The organism is Amycolatopsis sp. NPDC059235 (assembly GCF_042754125.1).
In the GTDB taxonomy this organism is placed as follows: Bacteria; Actinomycetota; Actinomycetes; order Mycobacteriales; family Pseudonocardiaceae; genus Amycolatopsis; species Amycolatopsis albidoflava.
The window spans coordinates 15234-33281 of sequence record NZ_JBHZAG010000021.1; the positions used below are offsets into that span (position 1 = coordinate 15234).

Consider the following 18048-nt stretch of genomic DNA (forward strand, 5'->3'; position numbering starts at 1 on the left):
GCGTCCGGCCGGATGCGGTGAGGGGATGACGCGAAGCCGGCCAGGCTGCGGGTTTTTTGGCGGCTGGCCGCAGGGCAGCGCCCACGAGGCTGGGCGCAGGGCACTCACGAGGCTGGTCGCTGGGACGACCGGGCGGCTGGCCGCGGGCGATGACTAGGCGTCCGGTGATCCGCAGACGGGATGCGCCTGCGGTCGGGCGCAGGCGGCACCGTGTCCGCGATTGCCGACATCCGCCGAGTCGATGGCAGCGGCGAGGCACCTGCGACCACGAATCGCATCGGGTGGCCAGCTGGGCACTAGGTCGCCGACACCGAGGGCAGACAGCCGGGGGTGCGTCCCCGAGCGCCGAAAGCAAGTCAGCGGAAGCAATAGGCCCAGCGGTCACCGCAGCCAGGGTCAAGGCCCGAAACCTCACCCCTGCGGACGGACGAACGGGAACAGCACTGTCTGCCGAATCGACGTTCCGCTCAGCATCATCAGCAGCCGGTCCACTCCGAGGCCCAAGCCGCCGGTCGGCGGCATTCCGTGTTCCAGCGCCAGCAGAAAGTCCTCGTCCAGCTCCATCGCCTCGACATCCCCGCTCGCCGCGCGCAACGACTGTGCCTCCAACCGGCGACGCTGCTCTAGCGGGTCGGTCAGCTCCGTGTACGCGGTCCCGACTTCCGAGCCGAACGCGATCAGGTCCCAGCGTTCGGCCAGGAGCGGGTCCGTGCGGTGCTGGCGGGTCAGCGGGGAGACCTCGGTCGGGTAGTCCGTGTAGAAGGTCGGCAGCACCGTCGAACCCTCCACCAGGTGCTCGTGCGCCTTAAGGACCAGGTCGCCTGCGCTGGCTTCCTCGGGCACGGGAACTCCGGCGGCGGCGCACAGTTTCCGCAAGGTGGCGATGGGCGTGCGGGAGTCGATTTCCTCGCCGAGGGCGTCCGACACGGCCTTGTGCACGGGGATCACGGGCCAGTCGCCGGAGATGTCGTGTTCGACGACGCGGCCGTTGGCGTCGGGGCGTCGCACGATCTGTGCGCCGTACGCGGCTTCGGCGGCGTACTGGATCAGATCGCGCATCAGGTGGCGCATAGCGTTGTAGTCCGCGTACGCCTGGTACGCCTCCAGCATCGTGAATTCCGGGTTGTGGGTCGCGTCCACGCCCTCGTTGCGGAAGTTCCGGTTCAGCTCGAAAACCCGCTCGACGCCGGCCACGCACAGGCGCTTCAGGTACAGCTCCGGGGCGATCCGCAGGTACATCCGCATGTCGTAGGCGTTGATGTGCGTGACGAACGGCCGCGCGTTGGCGCCGCCGTGAATGGTCTGCAGCATCGGGGTTTCGACCTCGAGGAAGTCGCCCTGGTGCAGGCGTTCGCGGACGGCGCGGACGACCGTCGAGCGCAGGCGCAGCATGTTCGCGGAGTCTGGGTTGACCGCCAGGTCCAGGTAGCGCTGACGGACTCGCGTCTCCGGGTCGGTGAGGCCCTTTCGCTTGTCCGGCAACGGATGCAGGCACTTCGCGGTGACGGTCCATTCGTCCACCAGCACCGACAGCTCGCCTCGGCGGGACGTGATCACCTCGCCGCTCACGCCGACGTGGTCGCCAAGGTCTACGCCGGTGCGCCAGCCGGTGAGGTCGAGGACCTTCGCGTCGAGCATCAGCTGCAGTTCGCCGGAGAAGTCCTTGATCCGGGCGAAACACAGGCCGCCGAGAGTGCGCAGGGCCAGCACTCGCCCGGCTACCCGGACGCGTTTTCCGGTGTGGGAATCCGGTTCCAGCCCGGAAAACGTGTGCACGATGTCGCCGAGCTGGTCTTCGCGGGAGAAGCCGACGGGATACGGGTCCACTCCGAGTTCCCGCAGTTTGTCCACTTTGGCCACTCGCACGCGCACCTGTTCCGGACGCCGCTTGGGCCGCGGCACGACCTGCGCCGCTTCCTCGTCGATGCGCCGGACCTGTGCGACGAAGTCCTCCCCCACGTTCTCCAGTCGCAGCGAACGCGCGCGTCCGGTGGGCACGAAGCCCTCCAGTGCGCCCGCGACGATGCCGACCCGCGGAAGCCGCCGCGCCGAGGAGTAGCAGAGGAAGCGCGGTTCCCACTCCGGGCCGTACTTGGCGTTGGACCGGTACAGCGATTCCAGCTGGAAGAACCGCGACGCGACACCGAGCACCGCACGCCACGCACGCAGCACCGGCCCGGCGCCGATGCGCTCTCCTTCGGAGAACACCGCACGGAACATCGCGAAGTTCAGCGAGATCCGCTGCGCGCCGACATGCTGCGCGGCCGCGACGACCTCGGCGACCATGAACTCGTTGAGCCCGTTTTCGGCGTCCCGGTCACGGCGCATCAAGTCGAGCGAGAGGCCCCGGCGGCCCCACGGCACGAACGACAGCAGGCCGCGCAGTTCGCCGCGAGCGTCGTACGCCTCGACCATCACGCTGCGGCCGTCGCTCGGGTCGCCGAGACGGCCGAGCGCCATCGAGAAGCCACGCTCGGTCTCGTCGACCCGCCACTGCTGCGCGCGGGCGAGCAGCTGCACCATCTCGTCTTCGGGGATTTCGCTGTGCCGACGGACCTGCGCGGTGTACCCGGCGCGCTGGATCCGTTTCACCGCCTGTCGCACGGACTTCCGCTCAGGACCGGTAAGAGAGAACTCTCGGACGTCGAGGACCGCTTCGTCGCCGATCTGCAGCGCGCGCAGCCCCGCCGCGGCGTACGCCTTCGCGCCCTTCTCGCTCGCGCCGAGCACGCCTGGCGTCCAGCCGTACGTACGCGCTTCGTGGAGCCACGCCTGCACAGCGTCCGGCCACGCGTCGGGGTCGCCGATCGGGTCCGCACTCGCCACTGTGGTGCCGGCGAGCACGCGGTACGTCACCGCGGCGCGGCCGTTGGGCGCGAACATGACGCTCTTGTCGCGACGCGTGGCGAAGTAGCCGAGAGAGTCGTCCTCGCCGTACTCGCCCAGCAGACGACGCAACTGCAGCTCTTCGTCGTCTGTCCGAATGCGACGGCTGCGTACGCCGCGGAAGAGCGTGTACAGCGCGGCAGTGGACACGAAGGTCGCGCCGAGGTCGAGGACGACGTCGATCCATGCCGGCCCCTCGCCGACGCCGATGCGGCGCAGCTGCAGGTTCTCGCCGGTGGCGTGGTTGACCACCCAGGCGAACCGCTCCCACGCGTCGCCAAGGCTGCCCGGGAATACCTCGGTGAGTGCCCAGCCGCACACGATCACCGCGAGGAACCCGACGAACAGCACGGAAAGGCCGTTCCACCAGGCGCCGGGCGCGAGCCGGGCGGGGAACGCGGGACGCAGCGACAGGAGGAACACGATCAGCAGGATCGAGATGACGTCGGCGACCGCGAGCGCGCCCACCTGCGTCGGGATGTGCCGCATTTGGCGGGCAGTGAGAGTCAGCAGGTCGGGAGCCCACAGCAGCAGCGCCTGCAGGACCAGCGTGGTCACCAGGCCGGCGACCTGGAACAGCACCAGCACGTACAGCGCGGCCTTCTTGCGCCTGCGCAGCGCCGCCCCGAGCACCACGAGCAGCAGCACGATCACCAGGCTCGAACTGGTCGGCACGCTCACCGCGCCGAAGGCCATGTCGATGCCGTTCAGCAGGTGCCCGTGCCGTCCGCCGGCGAGCAGCAGCACGATCGAAAAGATCGCCGCGAGCTGCACGACAGTGGCCACGAGACCGCCGGCGCGGGCCTTCCAGCCGAGGCTGCGCGGGCGGGCGCTCACTGGGGTTCCCATTGGATCCTTTCCGTGCGGCTCCGCCGCTCCGTTGAGGGAGGTGGTGGGGCGGCAGCCGGGCTTTCTTGCGGCGCTGCCGGTTGGAGGGAGGCGCCGGACTTTCTCACCACCGGACGCATATCGGTCCGATGCCTATCAAGACGTCACAGGAGGCAAAACGGTTGTCGCTACCCGGCCGTGTGAAGCTGGTCGCACGACCTTGGGGCCCTCCCGCGCGCGTGTCACGCTGTGTCCGGTACTGACTCCACGACCCGGGGACCTCAGCGAGGCCTCGAGGGAAGGACGGTCGACGACGATGTCTGCCCAGTCTGCCCAACCCGACGGCGCCTCCGGCGAGGTGGCCGCCCCTTACGGAACCGGCCCGGCGACGGGCGCCGGCCCGGCCAAGCCTCGGAAAGTCCGGATTCATCATCTGCGCGAGCTGAAGGACCGCGGCGAACCGTGGCCCATGCTCACCGCTTACGACATGTATACCGCCGAGCTTTTCGACGAAGCGGGCATCCCCGTGCTGCTGGTCGGCGACTCCGCGGCGAACAACGTGTTCGGTTACGACACGTCGCTGCCGGTCACCGTCGACGAGCTGCTCCCGCTGGTCCGCTCGGTCACCCGGGCGGCCAAACGCGCGCTCGTGGTGGCCGATCTGCCATTCGGCTCCTACCAGCTGTCCCCGGAGCAGGCGCTGGCCACGTCCGTCCGGTTCATGAAGGAGGGCCGCGCGCACGCGGTCAAGCTCGAAGGCGGGCACCGGTTCGCGGCGCACGTCGAGGCGCTCACCTCGGCCGGGATCCCGGTCATGGGCCACATCGGCTTCACCCCGCAGAGCGAGCACAACCTCGGCGGCTACCGGGTGCAGGGGCGCGGCGAAGCGGCGGAGAAGCTGCTCGCCGACGCGCTGGCCCTGCAGGAAGCCGGCGCGTTCGCGGTCGTGATGGAGATGGTGCCCGCAGAGGCGGCCAAGCGCGTCACGCACGAGCTGAAGATCCCGACGGTCGGCATCGGAGCCGGCCCGGACTGCGACGCCCAGGTGCTGGTCTGGCAGGACATGGCCGGGCTGCGCCGCGGCAAGGCGCCGCGGTTCGTGAAGCGGTACGCCGACGTCGCCGGGGTGCTGCAGAGTGCCGCGACGGCGTTCGCCGAGGACGTCCGGCGCGGCGAGTTCCCCGCGCCCGAGCACGCGTTCCACTGAGTCGCCTCGTGAGTGCCGGTGCGAGCCGGCACTCACGAGCGGCGGAACCGTTCGGCGAGTTCCGGATCGTTCTCCCACCACAATCCCTTCGCCGGTGCCTCGCCTGCCGCTGCCTCCTCGTCCAGTTTCCGGTCGAGCCGTTTCGCCCGTTTTTCGTCGTCGCGGGCCCACCTGATGAAGAGCGCGCCGACGAACGGCAGCCCGGCGACGTCTCCGCCGATCCACAGCACGCCGGCCCCGATGATCTGGTCGGCGCGCCGGTCCGGTCCCCAGTCGCGGTGCACCGCGTCGTAGTGCGCGGGCGCGAGCAGCGGGCCGAGCCACAGCACGAGGCCGAGCGCGCCGTCGAAGACCACTTCGGTGAACGAGATCCACACCGACACCAGGTGCGAACCGTTGCGCGGCGTCGGATCGAGCTGCACACGGCTGTAGAAGTACAAGAAGCCGGCCAGCACGAGCGCCACGCGCACGAAGCCGCCGACGACCGCTGAGTCGAGCGAGAGCTCGTACAGCGGCGTGAGGTAGATAAGCAGGAACGGCGCGATCAGCACGACAGTGACGCACAGCGGGAACGTGATGAACTGCGCGAAGCTGCCACGGCCGTGCGTACGCAGCCATGTAGCGAGTTTAGGCGGCGCGGTGCGCATCAGCAGCGTCACCGGCGCGCCGAGCGCGAGCAGCAACGGCGTGACCATCAGCAGGACGGTGTTCTGCGTCGCGCGCACCCAGAACAGCGTCGTGTCGTACACGCCGAGAAACGAGCACGTGACGAGGATGAGCGTGGCCAGCCCGGAGAGGAACGCTGTGGTCCGCCCCGCTGACCACTCCTGACGGCGCGCCGCCGCGACGTAGCCGGCGCCGAGCGCGAACGCGACGAGCACGGCCGGGACGTCCAAGGTCCAGGCCGTGAACAGCGTCGATCCGCTCAGCGGCGGCAGGTCAGGCACGATTTCGATGCGTTCAGTGTGCACCCGGCGAAATTGCGCTCTACGCCGCCCCTGACACCCCGAAGAAGATCAGACTGCCGATTCCGGCGACCGCGCAGTAGATGGCGAAGGGGGTCAAGGTACGCGTTTCAAAGTATTTCGTCAGAAAACGGACAGAAATGTAGGAGGCGATGAACGCCACCACGCTGCCGACCAGCGCCGGGCCGAGCGACGGCTTGTTCTCCGGAGTGAACAGCGACGGCATCTTCAACGCGCCCGCGGCGAGGATCACCGGCGTCGCCAGCAACCAGGCGAAGCGGGCGGCGTCCTCGTGGTCGAGACCGCGGCGCAGACCGGCCACCATGGTGATGCCGGAGCGGCTGATCCCGGGCAGCAGAGCCAAAATCTGCGCCGAACCGATGAGCACGGCTTCCTTCACGCTCAGCTTCGACAGCCGGACGTCGGTCGCCTCGTCGACGGTCACCGCGCGCATCACCATCGTCTCCTCGGCGCTGAAGTCGATGGTCTCCTCCTCGCGCGCGACCGCCGTCCTGGGCTTCCGGGAGAACTTCTCCGCGGCGAAGAGCACGCCGCCGTTGAGCGCCAGGAAGATCGCCGACGGCACCGGCTTGCCGAGCACGTCGCGCAGCAGGCTTTCCAGCAGCAGCCCGGCGATCCCGACCGGGATCGTGGCGAGGATGAGCAGCCACGCGAGCCGCTGATCCGCCGTGCGGACCTCGCGCCGGCGGATCGACGTCCACAGGCCGGTGACGATGCGCACCCAGTCGCGCCGGAAGAAGAGGATCAACGCGATCGCGGTGGCGACGTGCATCGCCACCAGCACCGCGAGGTACGGCGAATCCTTGCCGATGCTCAGGTCGCGGCCCCAGCTTCCGCCGACGAGCGCCGGCAACAGGACGCTGTGCCCGAGACTGGACACCGGAAACAATTCCGACACGCCTTGCAAAGCGCCGACGACAATGGACTCGAGGTAGCTGACCGCGGACATTCACGGGCCTTTCTCGCCGCAGTTCGGGCATTCCGCGGAAAAACTACCGAGGACCGGGTTAACTCCGAGCAAGCCGGGCGGGAACAGTCACAGGCGACACTTTCCGGCCATCCTTTGTTCATTCTGTTCACATCCATGAACATCAATCATGTACTTGACCAGTGTTCTCTCGATGTCTTAGCGTGAGCGCACGCCGCATCCGAAGTCATCGAGCCTCGACGAGGAGGGTTGGAATGCGCGTCCGCGATCGAGTTCTGGCAGCCACTGCCGGAGCCGCAGCACTGCTCGCACTCGCCACACCCGCGGCGTCCGCCGGGACTGTCCCGGTCAAGACTTCCGCCGAGCTGAAGACCGCATTGGCCTCGACCAAGCCGGGCACCACGATCCAGCTGGCCGCGAACACCACCTACACCGGCAATTTCAAGGCCGCCGCCAACGGCACCGACTCCGGCCGGATCACCCTCACCGGCCCGCGCAGCGCGGTCGTGCAGGCCTCCGGCGGCCGCACCATCGAGCTGACCGGCAGCTACTGGACGCTGTCCGGCTTCACCGTCACCGGCGGCCAGAAAGGCGTGATGGCGCTGGGCGTCAACCACACGCTGGTCGACGGGCTCAAGGTGACCGGCATCGGCAACGAGGGCATCCACTTCCAGCACGGCAGCAGCGACAACGTCGTGCAGAACTCCGAAATCTCCGACACCGGCAAGGAAAACGGCGGTTTCGGCGAGGGCATCTACTTCGGCTCGGCCAACAGCAACTGGCCGAACGGGCAGCCTGATCACAGCGACCGCAACAAGGCGATCGGCAACAAGATCGGGCCCAACGTGCGCGCGGAGTCGATCGACGTCAAGGAAGGCACCACCGGCGGCGAACTGCGCGGCAACACCTTCGACGGCACCGGCCAGAGCGGCGAGAACTACGCCGACAGCTGGGTCGACGTGAAGGGCAACGGATACCTGGTCACCGGCAACAAGGGCAGCAAGGTCTTCGTGCACGACGCGACCTACGGGTCGTTCGAGGTCCACGTGCAGGTCGACGGCTGGGGCCAGAACAACACCTTCTCGGACAACACCGCGGACGTGCAGGCGCCCTCGGCCTACGGTTTCTACGTGGTCAAGGCGGCCACCGGGAACAAGGTCTGCGCCAGCAACAAGGTGGGAGGCGCCGGGAAGGGCTTCGCGAACGTAGCCGCGACACCAGGCTGCTGACCGCGATCACAGACGGGGGCCCGCTCAGCCCGGCGGCGGGGGCGGGCCCCCACCCTCCCTTCCTGACGTGGAGACCCTTCGGGAAGAGTGTCCGGTATGGACGAGCTTTACCCGCCGATCCCGGTGCGCGCCGACGGAATGCTGGACGTCGGCGACGGACACCGGATCTACTGCCAGGAAGCCGGTAACCCGCAGGGGAAACCGGTGGTGGTGCTGCACGGCGGGCCGGGAAGCGGCTCCTCCCCGATGACCCGGCGGCATTTCGACCCCGAGGCGTACCGGATCATCCTGTTCGACCAGCGTGGAGCCGGGCGCAGCACGCCCAACGCCGGCGACGACTTGACGGCGAACACGTTGTGGCACTTGGTGTCCGACATGGAACGGCTGCGCGAACGGCTGAATATCGAGCGGTGGCAGCTGTTCGGCGGGTCGTGGGGTTCGACGCTCGCGCTGGCTTATGCGGAGACCCATCCGTCGCGGGTGTCCGAGATGGTGTTGCGCGGGATTTTCACCGTGCGGCAGCGGGAACTGGACTGGCTTTATCGTGGTGGCGCGGCGAACCTGTTCCCTGCGGAGTGGGACGCTTTTCTGGAGCCGCTGGACCACTCGGACGACCCGCTCGCCGGGTATGCCGAGCTGCTCCACTCCCCCGACCCCGCGGTACGCGAGCGGGCCGCGATTGCTTGGAGCATTTGGGAAGGCGCGACGGTGGCGTTGCTGCCGCAACAGTCCTTTGTGAACCAGTACGCGAATCCGCAGTTCGCGTTGACGTTCGCTCGTCTTGCGGTGCACTACTTCCAGCATGGGGCGTGGTTGGAAGAAGGCCAGCTGATCCGGGACGCGGGTCGGCTCGCTGGGATTCCGGGAGTGTTGGTGCAGGGGCGCTATGACGCGGTGTGCCCGCCGATCACGGCGTATCAGCTGCATCGGGCTTGGCCCGGTTCGACGTTGAAGCTCACCGAATCCGCGGGGCACGCGGTTACCGATCCCGGCATTCTCGCGGCGCTCCGCGAGGCGACGGACGGGTTCCGGTAGCTCCTCGCCGGACTTGCTCGTCGACGAAGCCGCGCAGCACCGGGCCGGTGGGATTCGTGTGCCCGTCCAGGTTGACCGCGAGCGGGCATTCGGGATGTTCCTCGGCCCACAACGCCGCCAGCATGCCGCCGAGCGAATGTCCGATGACGGCGGGTCGGTCGAGGTCGAAATGCCGGATGACGTCAGTCCTCGGGCGCGGCAACCGGTTTAAAGCCGTGAAGGGCTCCTTGAAGGAATCTGATTCCCTCAAGGAGCCCTTCACGGACCTTCGAAGCTAGATCCGGCCGCCGCTGGAGCTGTCGCCGCCGGAAAGCCGCTGGGCCAGGTAGACCGGCACCGTCGACACGATGATCAGCACCGCCGCCACCACGTTGACCACCGGGGCCTGGTTCGGGCGGAACAGGTTGTTGTAGATCCAGATCGGCAGCGTTTCCATGCCCGTGCCGAGGGTGAACGTCGTCACGATGATCTCGTCGAACGACAGCGCGAACGCCAGCAAACCGCCTGCCAGCAAAGCGGATCGCAGCATCGGGAACGTCACCAGGCGGAACGTCGTCATGCCGTCCGCGCCGAGGTCCATCGACGCTTCTTCCAGGTTCCCGCCCATCCGGCGCAACCGGGCGACCACGTTGTTGAACACCACCACGATGCAGAACGTGGCGTGCGCGACGATCGCCGTCATCAGGCCGAGGTCGAGGCCGAAGATCGTCCGGAACGCGTTGTTCAGCGCGATGCCGGTGACGATGCCGGGCAGTGCGATCGGCAGGATCACCAGCAGCGACAACGAGTTGCGCCCGAAGAACCGGTACTTCTGCAACGCGAACGCGGCCATCGTGCCGAGCACCAACGCGATCGCGGTCGCCGAAAGGCCGGCGATGACGCTGGTCCACAAGGCGTGCAGGGCGCCCTCGTTGGTGATCGCCCGGCCCCACCATTCGAGGGTGAAGCTCTTGGGCGGCCAGCCGAACGTGGTGTCGGCGTTGACCGAGTTCAGCAGGACCACCAGCAGCGGGAAATAGATCACCGCGAATCCGGCGCCGAGTGCGGTCCACAGCAGCACCCGGGCGGGTTTCGACATCCGCACGGCGGTCTCCTAGAGGTTGTCCAGCGCACCGGTGCGACGCACCGCGGCCAGGTAGACGAGCATGATCACGACCGGAACCGTCGCGACGGTCGCGGCGAACGGCAGGTTGTTGGCCGCGCCGATGTTGTCGTACACGACATTTCCGAGCATCTGCGAAGTGCCGCCGACGATCTTCACCGCGATGTAGTCGCCGAGCGACAGCGAGAAGGTGAAGATCGAACCCGCGACGATCGCCGGGAACGTCAGCGGCAGGATCACCGAACGGAACGTGCGGAACGATTTCGCGCCGAGGTCGCCGGAAGCGTCCACCAGGGACGTCGGAAGCTTCTCGAGGCCCGCGTAGATCGGCAGGATCATGTACGGCAGCCAGAGGTAGGACAGCGTGATCACGGTCGCGGTGACGCCGTAACCCGGGCCGGACAGGCCGAGCGGGTCCAGCAGCCAGTTCAGCACTCCGTTGCCGGACAACAGGGTCCGCCACGCGTAGGCCTTCACCAGGTAGCTCGCCCACAGCGGCGTCATCACCATGATCACCAGCAGGCGCTGCGCCCGCGGCGACGCGAGTTTGGCCATGGCGAAGGCCATCGGGAAGGCGATCACCGCGTCGATCACGGTCACCAGCAGCGCGATGCCGACGGTGCGGAACGTGATCGTGCGATAAACCGAATCACTGAACAGGGTGACGAAGTTGTCGAAGGACCAGTCGGTGACCACCTTGCCGGTGAAGACGTCGGTGGACCAGAAGGCCGTGATGAAGAGGGCGGCGAGCGCGCCGAGGTAGGCCAGGCCGAGCCAGAGCATCGGCGCGGTGAGGAGAAGTCCGAGGCGCAGCTGGGGTTTGCGGTGGAAGAAAGCCGAGATGCGGTGACTCGGCGGGCTCACGGCGGTCATGTCATAGCGCTTTCGGGTGCGGAAGGGAGAAAAGCCGGGGGCTGCGGGAACATTGGGGAGTGCCCGCAACCCCCGGCGGACTCACGGATGCCGGCGCGGTGGGAACCGGCATCCGCGAGAGCCGGCTCAGCCCTTGATCTCGGTCCAGGCCCGGGTCCAGTCGCCGTAGTCCTTGCACTTGACGTCCGTGCGGCCGTCGAGGCACTGCGGGATCGGCGTGGTCCAGTACTGGATCTTGGCGGCGTACGCGGCGTCGTTGGCGTGGTAGGTGTCGCACAGCGACTTGTCCTTGAACTCCGCACAGGCCTTGGAGTTCGCCGGGGCCTCACCGAAGTACTCGGCGACCTGGGCGTTCACCTTGGGGCTCGTGATGTAGTCCATCCACTTGTACGCACACGTCTTGTGCTGCGACTTCGCGGACACCATCCAGGTGTCCGACCAGCCGGTCGCACCTTCGCTCGGCACCGTGGCCGCGATCGGCGCGCCTTCGCTCTTCGCGAGGTTCACCGTCACCTGCCAGGCCGTGCCGATCACGCCGTCGCCGCTCTTGAGCGACTGCGTTTCCTTGAGATAGTCCGACCAGTACTCCTCGACCAGCGGGCGCTGCTTCTTGAGCAGGTCCGTGGCCGCCTTGAACTGCTTGTCGTCCAAGGCGTACGGGTTCTTGATGCCGAGGTCGGGCTGGTGCGCCATCAGGTACAGCGCGGCGTCGGCGATGTAGATCGGCGAGTCGTAGGCGATGACCTTGCCCTTGAACTGCGACTTCTCGTCGAACATCGGCGACCACGACTTCGGCTCCGGCTGCACCTTGTCGGTGCGGTAGGCCAGCACGTTCGCGCCCCAGCCGTGCGGGATGCCGTAGGCGACGTTGTTGACGCTGTTCCACGACTTGTTCTTGAGGAACGGGTAAATGTCGTTGTAGTTCGGCACGAGCGCGGTGTTGACCGGCTCGACGTCGCCCGAGGCGACCAGCCGCAGCGAGGCGTCGCCGGAGGCCGAAACCACGTCGTACTGCCCGGTCTTCATCAGCGTCACGGCCTCGTCCGAGGTGCCGAACGGCTTGACGTTGACCTTGCATCCGGTCTGCTGCTCGAACGGCGTGACCCAGTTGACCTTCGCGTCGTTCGAGCCGTTTTCCGCGTAGCCGGGCCACGCGAGCACGTTCAGCTGGCCTTCCGGCTGGCCGAGCTGCGTCAGCGCGTTCAGCTTCGGCGGCGTGAAGCCCTGTGCGCCTGGCGCCGACCCCGCTTTGGAGTCGGAGCCCGAGGTGCCGCAGGCAGCGAGCAGGAGGCTCACGCCGCACAGCCCTGCGAGCAGCGTCTTCCTGTTCTTCATAGCGAGAGAAACCTTCCCGTGAGGAACTAGCCGGCTTCGGGGACCCGGAAACTGTGTTCGCGGCGCCAGCGCAGGCGGACGCGACCGTCGGCGAACTCGGTCGGCTCGCTGGTGTTCTGGCGGACAACGGACAATTGGCCCCCGGCATCGAGCGCGACAGCGTAGCGCACCGTCGAACCGGCATAAACGACATCCGTGACCGAACCGGTCGCAGAAGTCTCTCCGGGACCGGCCGGAGACGCAAGGTCTCCGTCGATGCGGATCTTCTCCGGCCGGATGCTGTAGACCCCCGGCCTGCCGATCACCGCCTCGGCGCTGCGCCCGCTGAGCAGGTTCGATGTGCCGACAAAGCCTGCTACGAAAGCACTTGCCGGGCGTTCGTAAACCTCGACCGGAGTACCGACCTGTTCGATGCGGCCCGCGTTGAACACGGCGATCCGGTCGCTCATGGTGAGCGCCTCGTCCTGATCGTGGGTGACGAAGACGAAGGTGATGCCGACCTCGCGCTGGATCTGCTTGAGCTCGACCTGCATGGTTTGGCGCAGCTTCAGGTCAAGCGCGCCAAGGGGTTCGTCCAAAAGCAACACTTTCGGGTGATTTACGAGAGCGCGGGCGAGCGCGACGCGCTGTCGCTGTCCACCGGACATCTGCGACGGCTTCCGGTCGCCGAAGTCCTCCAGTCGCACCGTGCGCAGCGCTTCCTTCGCGCGGTCCCGGCGTTCGGCCTTCGCGACCCGCTTGACTTTCAGGCCGTACTCCACGTTCTGCTGCACCGTCATGTGCGGGAAGAGCGCGTAGTCCTGGAAAACCGTGTTGACGTCGCGGTCGAACGGAGCCAATTGGCTCACGTCCTTGCCTTCGAGTTCGATCGTGCCCGCGGTGGGCAGTTCGAATCCGGCGATCATCCGCAGCACGGTGGTCTTGCCGGAACCGGACGGGCCGAGCATCGAGAAGAACTCGCCGGGCGGGATGTCGAGGTCGACCCCGTCCACGGCACGCACCTTGTCGAAGTGCTTTTCCAGTCCGGTGAGCCGGATCGCCGGCTGCGCCGACTGCGGACGCCTTCCCGGCGGCCGGGTCTCGGCGGGGGCTTGATGGGGCATGACAGGCCTTCCCATGGATCTGGTCACGACGGCTACAGCGCACTCATCACGTGCTTGACGCGGGTGTAGTCCTCGAGGCCGTACAGCGAGAGGTCCTTGCCGTAGCCGGACCGCTTGAACCCGCCGTGCGGCATCTCGGCCACGAGCGGAATGTGCGTGTTGATCCACACGCACCCGAAATCGAGTTTCGCCGAGAACTTCATGGCGCGCTGGTGGTCCTTGGTCCACACCGAGGAGGCGAGGCCGTAAGGAACACCGTTGGCGTGCTTGAGCGCTTCGTCGTCCTCGGTGAACCGCTGCACCGTGATGACCGGGCCGAAGACCTCGTTCTGGATGATCTCGTCGTCCTGCTGGACGCCGGAAACCACGGTGGCCTCGTAGAAATAGCCCTCGTCGCCGGAGCGCCGTCCTCCACAGTGGACAGTCGCGTGCCCGGGGAGCCGGTCGATGAAGCCGGAGACCTTTTCCAGCTGTGCCTCGTTGTTGAGCGGACCGAAGGCGACGTCGTCGTCCGTGCCGGTCTTGTTCGCCTCGGCCTGGCGAGTGAGCGCGTTGACGAAAGTGTCGTGCACGTCGTCGTGCACCAGCACGCGAGTGGCGGCCGTGCAGTCCTGGCCCGCGTTGAAATACCCGGCCGCGGCAATGGCTTCGGCGGCGGCTTCGAGATCCGCGTCCGGGAACACGATCACCGGAGCCTTGCCGCCCAGTTCGAGGTGCACGCGCTTGACGTCGTGCGCCGCCGAACCGGCGACCTCGATGCCCGCTCGCACCGAGCCGGTGATCGACACCATCGCCGGAATGTCGTGCTCTACCAACGCACGTCCGGTGTCGCGGTCGCCGCAGATCACGTTGAACACGCCCGCGGGCAGGTGCTCGCCGCAGATCTCGGCGAGCAGCAGCGTGGAGGCAGGAGTGGTGTCCGACGGCTTGAGCACGATGGTGTTGCCCGCGGCGAGCGCCGGCGCGATCTTCCAGATCGCCATCATCAGCGGGTAGTTCCAGGGCGTCACCTGCGCGCAGACGCCGACCGGCTCGCGGCGGATGAACGACGTGTGGCCTTCCATGTACTCGCCGGCCGAGCGGCCTTCGAGCACGCGCGCGGCACCGGCGAAGAAGCGCACCTGGTCGATGACCGCGGGCAGCTCCTCCTCCATGGTCAGCGCGAACGGCTTGCCGGTGTCCTGCGCTTCGACGCGGATGATCTCCTCGCCGCGCGCCTCGAGCGCGTCGGCGATCTTCAGCAGTGCGAGCTGCCGCTGCGCCGGGGTGGTCTCGCGCCAGCTTTCGAACGCTTCCGCGGCGACCTTCAGCGCGCGGTCCACGTCCTCGGCGCCGGCCACCGGCGCGGTGCAGTACGCACGGCCGGTAACCGGGTCGACGATTTCCGCGACCTTTCCGGACAGCGAGTCGACGTAAGTCCCGCCGATGTAGTGCTTCAACTCCTGCACGCGTGCGCCTCCTGACTCTCCGTGGCAGGATGAAACATATAACTCCATATTTCAAATGACAAGGCCCTGGGGCAGGATTGGCACCAACGGATGCCGAGACGGGTGGACCAACGATGCGCAAGGAGATGTCGAACAGCGCACGACTGGCGATGTTCGCTCCGCTGGAACAGGTGGGGCGCGCGGAAGCGGTCGCGGCGCGGCTGTTCGACGCCATCACCCTCGGTCTCCTCGACGACGCAGAGCAGTTGCCGAGCGAGGCCGAACTCGCCGCGCAGTTCCGGGTCTCCACCGTCACCGTGCGCGAGGCGCTCGCGGTGCTGCGGCAGCAGGGTCTCGTCGAAACGCGGCGCGGACGCGGCGGCGGCAGCTTCGTGCGCACCCCGGACTGGCCCGCGCAGAGTTCGTGGGCCGAACGCCTGCGATTGGTCTCAATGGCTGAACTTCGCGACTTCGGCGACCACTACCTCGCCGTCGCGGGCTCGGCCGCGAAACTCGCCGCCGAACGCAGCACTCCCGAAGATCTCGAACGGCTGCGGCTCACCGCGGAAGACCTCCTCGGCGCGAGCGGCCCCGACGCGACCCGCGCGGAGCGGCACTTCCACCTCGAAGTCGCCGCCGCCGCACAGTCCCCGCGGCTCACCAACCAGGAAGTTCAGCTGCAGAGCGAACATGGCGTATTGCTCTGGGCGCCCCTCGGCGACAAGGAAACCTGCCGTGGGTCTTACGCTGAGCACCAGGCGATCGTCACCGCGATCGCCTCGGCCGACGGCGATCGGGCGCGCGCCTTGACCGAAGAACACCTTCTCGGCGCGCTTGATCGGCTCGCAGATCTGCACCTGACCCTCGAAACGCCGTAAGCTCCGATGACCCGCATCACGAGGTGAGCATCGTGACCGACACCCACACGCTGACCGGCGAAGAGGTAGTGACCCAGGTTTCCGCCCTCGTCGAGGAGATTTTCGCGCGCCTGAAACCAGTTCTGGCCGCCGCGGAAACGCTGCTCGGCGAAACCGCCGACCTGTCCGCCGAAGCGCTGCACACGATCCGGCCGCAGGTCATCGAGGCGCTCGGCGGCCTCGTGGTCGGCGCGGGCTTCGTCAGCGCGCCGAATGTCCTTGCTGATCAGGAACTCGGTTTCGAGTGGTGGACTTCGTGCCGCGCCGACGACGGCGCGCCGGAACAGCTGTTCATCAGCCTTGATCCGGAGAGCCCCAATTTCCTTGACTACACGCGGCAATCGTGGTTTACCGTGCCGCGCGACAGCGGCCGGCGGCACGTCAACGGGCCGTACGTGGACTATCTCTGCACTGACGAATACACGCTGACCTTCACCGTGCCTGTCACGCGCGGTGAGGAATTCGCCGGAGTCGTTGGTGCGGACGTGTATGTGCGCGAGTTCGAGCGCACGGTGAGTCGCCGGCTTCGCGCACTCGGCCGGACCGCCGCGCTGCTCAACGCGCAGGGCCGCGTGATCGTGTCGAACAGCGTGCGGAAGGCGACCGGGTCGCTGGTGCGCGAGATCGACGTGCCTGCCTGGTGGGCCTCCGGCGCGGAACCGTATACGGCACCGGGCGGGATGACGTTGCGGCGCTGCGGGGATTCGCCGATCACGTTGCTGGTCACGACCTGACCTGGAGAGCGAACCACAATTCCGCGCGGACGCCGGGTGCGTCAAGGTCCCGGCCGAGCAGTTCGGCCGCCTTGGTGACCCGGTTGCGCAGGGTGTGCCGGTGCACGCCGAGCTTCGTCGCGGCGAGGTCCCAGTGGCCGTGGTGTTCGAGCCAGCAGCGCAGGGACAGCTCCAGGTCGCCGCGGCCGGTGCGGTCGAACTCTCGCACCGGCGCGAGGAGCTGGTCGGAAAACGCTTGCGCGGCTTGGTGATCGACCAGGCCGAGCAGCCCGGCCCCGGCGTGGTCGGCGTACCGCAGCATCGGCACCCGCTGCGTCCGCGCCGCCTCGGCCGCTTCTTCCGCCTGCTTTAGCGCGGTCGGGAACTCCCCGGTCGACAGTCCACTGTGGAACTCGCCGGTCTCGGCGACGATCGCGCTCACCTCGTCGTTCTCGGCCAGCACGATCAGCTTGTCGCCGCGATGTGCGGCGAACACTTGCCCGGCAAGGGTTTCCAGCCGTTCGTACAGCGTGTTCCGGGCGGCCTTGCTGCCTGCCACCGCGAGCACCATCCACGGTTCCGGCGGAAGATCCGGCACGACCTCGCGGGCCAGCTCGTGGTGTCCGGCGGCGAGCAGCTCAAGCACACCGGTGTGCAGTTGGGAGAGCGAAAGCCGCTGTGCGCGGTCCTGTTCCAGGGCAAGAGAAAGCAGCGAGACAGCTGTGTTGACGATGTGCTGCCCGGTGCTGTCCAACGGTTCCGCAGTGCCGACCGCCAGCGCACCTCGTGTGTGCAGGGTCTGGATGACGACCTCGTCGTCGCCATGGGACACCACGCGCGTGCCTGCGCGAAGGCCGGTGATGTCCAGGCCGACACTGCGCGCCTTAGCCGACGACGCCTCGCGCACGCGTCCGGCGGAGTCGTAGAGCACGGCCCAGCCGTCGATAAGCCGCGCGAGCCGGCGCACCACTCCCCCGGCACCGGCGCGCCCGACGGCCGTGCGGGTCAGCTCCTGTTGAGCTCGACCGATTCGCACTGTCGCGGCGTACTCGTCGGCGGCGACCGACCGGGACACCGCGCGCGTGATCGCGATGAACGGCGTCTTCCGCGGCACCTCCAGCACCGGCAATCCGACCTCGTCGGCGACCGCCACCAACGCGTCCGGCACCTTCGCGTGGCTCAGCCCGACGCCGAACCCAAGCCCGGCGACACCCGCGTCGACCAGCCGCCGGAGGTACGCCGCGTAGGTCGCGCTGTAGAGCGTCAGGCCGGTCGTGAGCAGCAGTTCGCCGCCTTCGAGGAAGCTCTGCGGGTCGGTCAGCTCGGTGGGGTGCACCCAGCCGATCGGGCGGTCCAGCCCGGCCTCGCCCGCGACCACGCGCAGGCCGAGCGCGGGTTCGGCGGCGAGGGCGCGCAGGGTGAGTGCCATAACGGCTAAGTCTAGCTGCCGAATTGGACAGAACGGCCAGCTGACTGCGA

Annotated in this window: 15 protein-coding genes; 5 read left to right on the forward strand and 10 right to left on the reverse strand. The window is 67.8% G+C overall.

Annotated elements, in window-relative coordinates; translation table 11 throughout:
- Positions 1–411: 411 nt before the first annotated feature.
- Complete coding sequence (gene lysX / locus ACFXI3_RS16210) at positions 412–3735, reverse strand: bifunctional lysylphosphatidylglycerol synthetase/lysine--tRNA ligase LysX (protein WP_378400158.1); 3324 nt, start codon at positions 3733–3735, stop codon at positions 412–414.
- A 295-nt stretch (positions 3736–4030) separates the two neighbouring features.
- Between lysX and panB the strand changes: the two genes are divergently transcribed.
- The gene (gene panB / locus ACFXI3_RS16215; RefSeq protein WP_344288409.1) at positions 4031–4921 is read left to right on the forward strand and encodes a 3-methyl-2-oxobutanoate hydroxymethyltransferase; all 891 of its coding nucleotides are present in this window, start codon (positions 4031–4033) and stop codon (positions 4919–4921) included.
- Between the two features lie 32 nt (positions 4922–4953).
- Here the strand turns inward: panB and ACFXI3_RS16220 are convergent, their stop codons facing one another.
- Positions 4954–5892 carry a cytochrome c oxidase assembly protein gene (locus tag ACFXI3_RS16220; RefSeq protein ID WP_378400159.1) on the reverse strand — a complete coding sequence of 313 codons (939 nt, stop codon included), beginning with the start codon at positions 5890–5892 and terminating at the stop codon, positions 4954–4956.
- Positions 5893–5908: 16 nt separating this feature from the next.
- Complete coding sequence (locus ACFXI3_RS16225; RefSeq protein WP_344288413.1) at positions 5909–6856, reverse strand: undecaprenyl-diphosphate phosphatase; 948 nt, start codon at positions 6854–6856, stop codon at positions 5909–5911.
- A 233-nt stretch (positions 6857–7089) separates the two neighbouring features.
- Between ACFXI3_RS16225 and ACFXI3_RS16230 the strand changes: the two genes are divergently transcribed.
- Both ACFXI3_RS16230 and pip read left to right on the forward strand, forming a co-directional pair.
- Positions 7090–8064, forward strand: a complete 975-nt coding sequence (locus ACFXI3_RS16230; RefSeq protein ID WP_378400160.1) for a hypothetical protein — start codon at positions 7090–7092, stop codon at positions 8062–8064.
- Positions 8065–8160: 96 nt separating this feature from the next.
- The gene (gene pip / locus ACFXI3_RS16235) at positions 8161–9099 is read left to right on the forward strand and encodes a prolyl aminopeptidase (RefSeq protein ID WP_378400161.1); all 939 of its coding nucleotides are present in this window, start codon (positions 8161–8163) and stop codon (positions 9097–9099) included.
- Here pip and ACFXI3_RS16240 read toward each other — a convergent pair.
- The 6 genes from ACFXI3_RS16240 to ACFXI3_RS16265 form a co-directional block, all read right to left on the reverse strand.
- Positions 9044–9361 carry an alpha/beta fold hydrolase gene (locus ACFXI3_RS16240; protein ID WP_378400162.1) on the reverse strand — a complete coding sequence of 106 codons (318 nt, stop codon included), beginning with the start codon at positions 9359–9361 and terminating at the stop codon, positions 9044–9046. The genes pip and ACFXI3_RS16240 overlap by 56 nt on opposite strands.
- A gap of 12 nt (positions 9362–9373) precedes the next feature.
- On the reverse strand, positions 9374–10177 hold the full coding sequence (locus ACFXI3_RS16245) for an ABC transporter permease (protein WP_370940174.1): 804 nt from the start codon (positions 10175–10177) through the stop codon (positions 9374–9376).
- Positions 10178–10192: 15 nt separating this feature from the next.
- Positions 10193–11074, reverse strand: a complete 882-nt coding sequence (locus tag ACFXI3_RS16250; RefSeq protein ID WP_037815731.1) for an ABC transporter permease — start codon at positions 11072–11074, stop codon at positions 10193–10195.
- Positions 11075–11200: 126 nt separating this feature from the next.
- Positions 11201–12409: an ABC transporter substrate-binding protein gene (locus ACFXI3_RS16255; RefSeq protein WP_344288425.1), complete on the reverse strand. Its 1209-nt coding sequence runs from the start codon at positions 12407–12409 to the stop codon at positions 11201–11203.
- Between the two features lie 26 nt (positions 12410–12435).
- Positions 12436–13512 (reverse strand): ABC transporter ATP-binding protein, encoded by a 1077-nt coding sequence (locus ACFXI3_RS16260; protein WP_344288427.1) that lies wholly within the window; start codon positions 13510–13512, stop codon positions 12436–12438.
- 32 nt (positions 13513–13544) lie between these two features.
- A complete protein-coding gene (locus ACFXI3_RS16265; protein WP_378400163.1) occupies positions 13545–14960 on the reverse strand; it encodes a gamma-aminobutyraldehyde dehydrogenase in 1416 nt (471 codons plus the stop codon).
- 113 nt (positions 14961–15073) lie between these two features.
- Here ACFXI3_RS16265 and ACFXI3_RS16270 point away from each other — a divergent pair, with 113 nt between their 5' ends.
- Both ACFXI3_RS16270 and ACFXI3_RS16275 read left to right on the forward strand, forming a co-directional pair.
- Positions 15074–15817 (forward strand): FCD domain-containing protein, encoded by a 744-nt coding sequence (locus tag ACFXI3_RS16270; protein ID WP_344288431.1) that lies wholly within the window; start codon positions 15074–15076, stop codon positions 15815–15817.
- 32 nt (positions 15818–15849) lie between these two features.
- Positions 15850–16590, forward strand: coding sequence for a cache domain-containing protein (locus tag ACFXI3_RS16275; protein ID WP_378400164.1), 741 nt, complete (start codon positions 15850–15852; stop codon positions 16588–16590).
- Here ACFXI3_RS16275 and ACFXI3_RS16280 read toward each other — a convergent pair.
- On the reverse strand, positions 16580–17998 hold the full coding sequence (locus tag ACFXI3_RS16280; protein WP_378400165.1) for a PucR family transcriptional regulator: 1419 nt from the start codon (positions 17996–17998) through the stop codon (positions 16580–16582). The two genes, ACFXI3_RS16275 and ACFXI3_RS16280, sit on opposite strands and share 11 nt — an antisense overlap.
- Between the last annotated feature and the right edge of the window lie 50 nt (positions 17999–18048).

Excerpts from the sequence above, each read along its gene's own strand:
- lysX (WP_378400158.1), bottom strand. The coding sequence starts at position 3,735 with ATGGGAACCCCAGTGAGCGCCCGCCCGCGCAGCCTCGGCTGGAAGGCC.
- panB (WP_344288409.1), top strand. The coding sequence starts at position 4,031 with ATGTCTGCCCAGTCTGCCCAACCCGACGGCGCCTCCGGCGAGGTGGCC.
- ACFXI3_RS16225 (WP_344288413.1), bottom strand. The coding sequence starts at position 6,856 with ATGTCCGCGGTCAGCTACCTCGAGTCCATTGTCGTCGGCGCTTTGCAA.
- ACFXI3_RS16230 (WP_378400160.1), top strand. The coding sequence starts at position 7,090 with ATGCGCGTCCGCGATCGAGTTCTGGCAGCCACTGCCGGAGCCGCAGCA.
- pip (WP_378400161.1), top strand. The coding sequence starts at position 8,161 with ATGGACGAGCTTTACCCGCCGATCCCGGTGCGCGCCGACGGAATGCTG.
- ACFXI3_RS16245 (WP_370940174.1), bottom strand. The coding sequence starts at position 10,177 with ATGTCGAAACCCGCCCGGGTGCTGCTGTGGACCGCACTCGGCGCCGGA.
- ACFXI3_RS16250 (WP_037815731.1), bottom strand. The coding sequence starts at position 11,074 with ATGACCGCCGTGAGCCCGCCGAGTCACCGCATCTCGGCTTTCTTCCAC.
- ACFXI3_RS16255 (WP_344288425.1), bottom strand. The coding sequence starts at position 12,409 with ATGAAGAACAGGAAGACGCTGCTCGCAGGGCTGTGCGGCGTGAGCCTC.
- ACFXI3_RS16260 (WP_344288427.1), bottom strand. The coding sequence starts at position 13,512 with ATGCCCCATCAAGCCCCCGCCGAGACCCGGCCGCCGGGAAGGCGTCCG.
- ACFXI3_RS16270 (WP_344288431.1), top strand. The coding sequence starts at position 15,074 with ATGCGCAAGGAGATGTCGAACAGCGCACGACTGGCGATGTTCGCTCCG.
- ACFXI3_RS16280 (WP_378400165.1), bottom strand. The coding sequence starts at position 17,998 with ATGGCACTCACCCTGCGCGCCCTCGCCGCCGAACCCGCGCTCGGCCTG.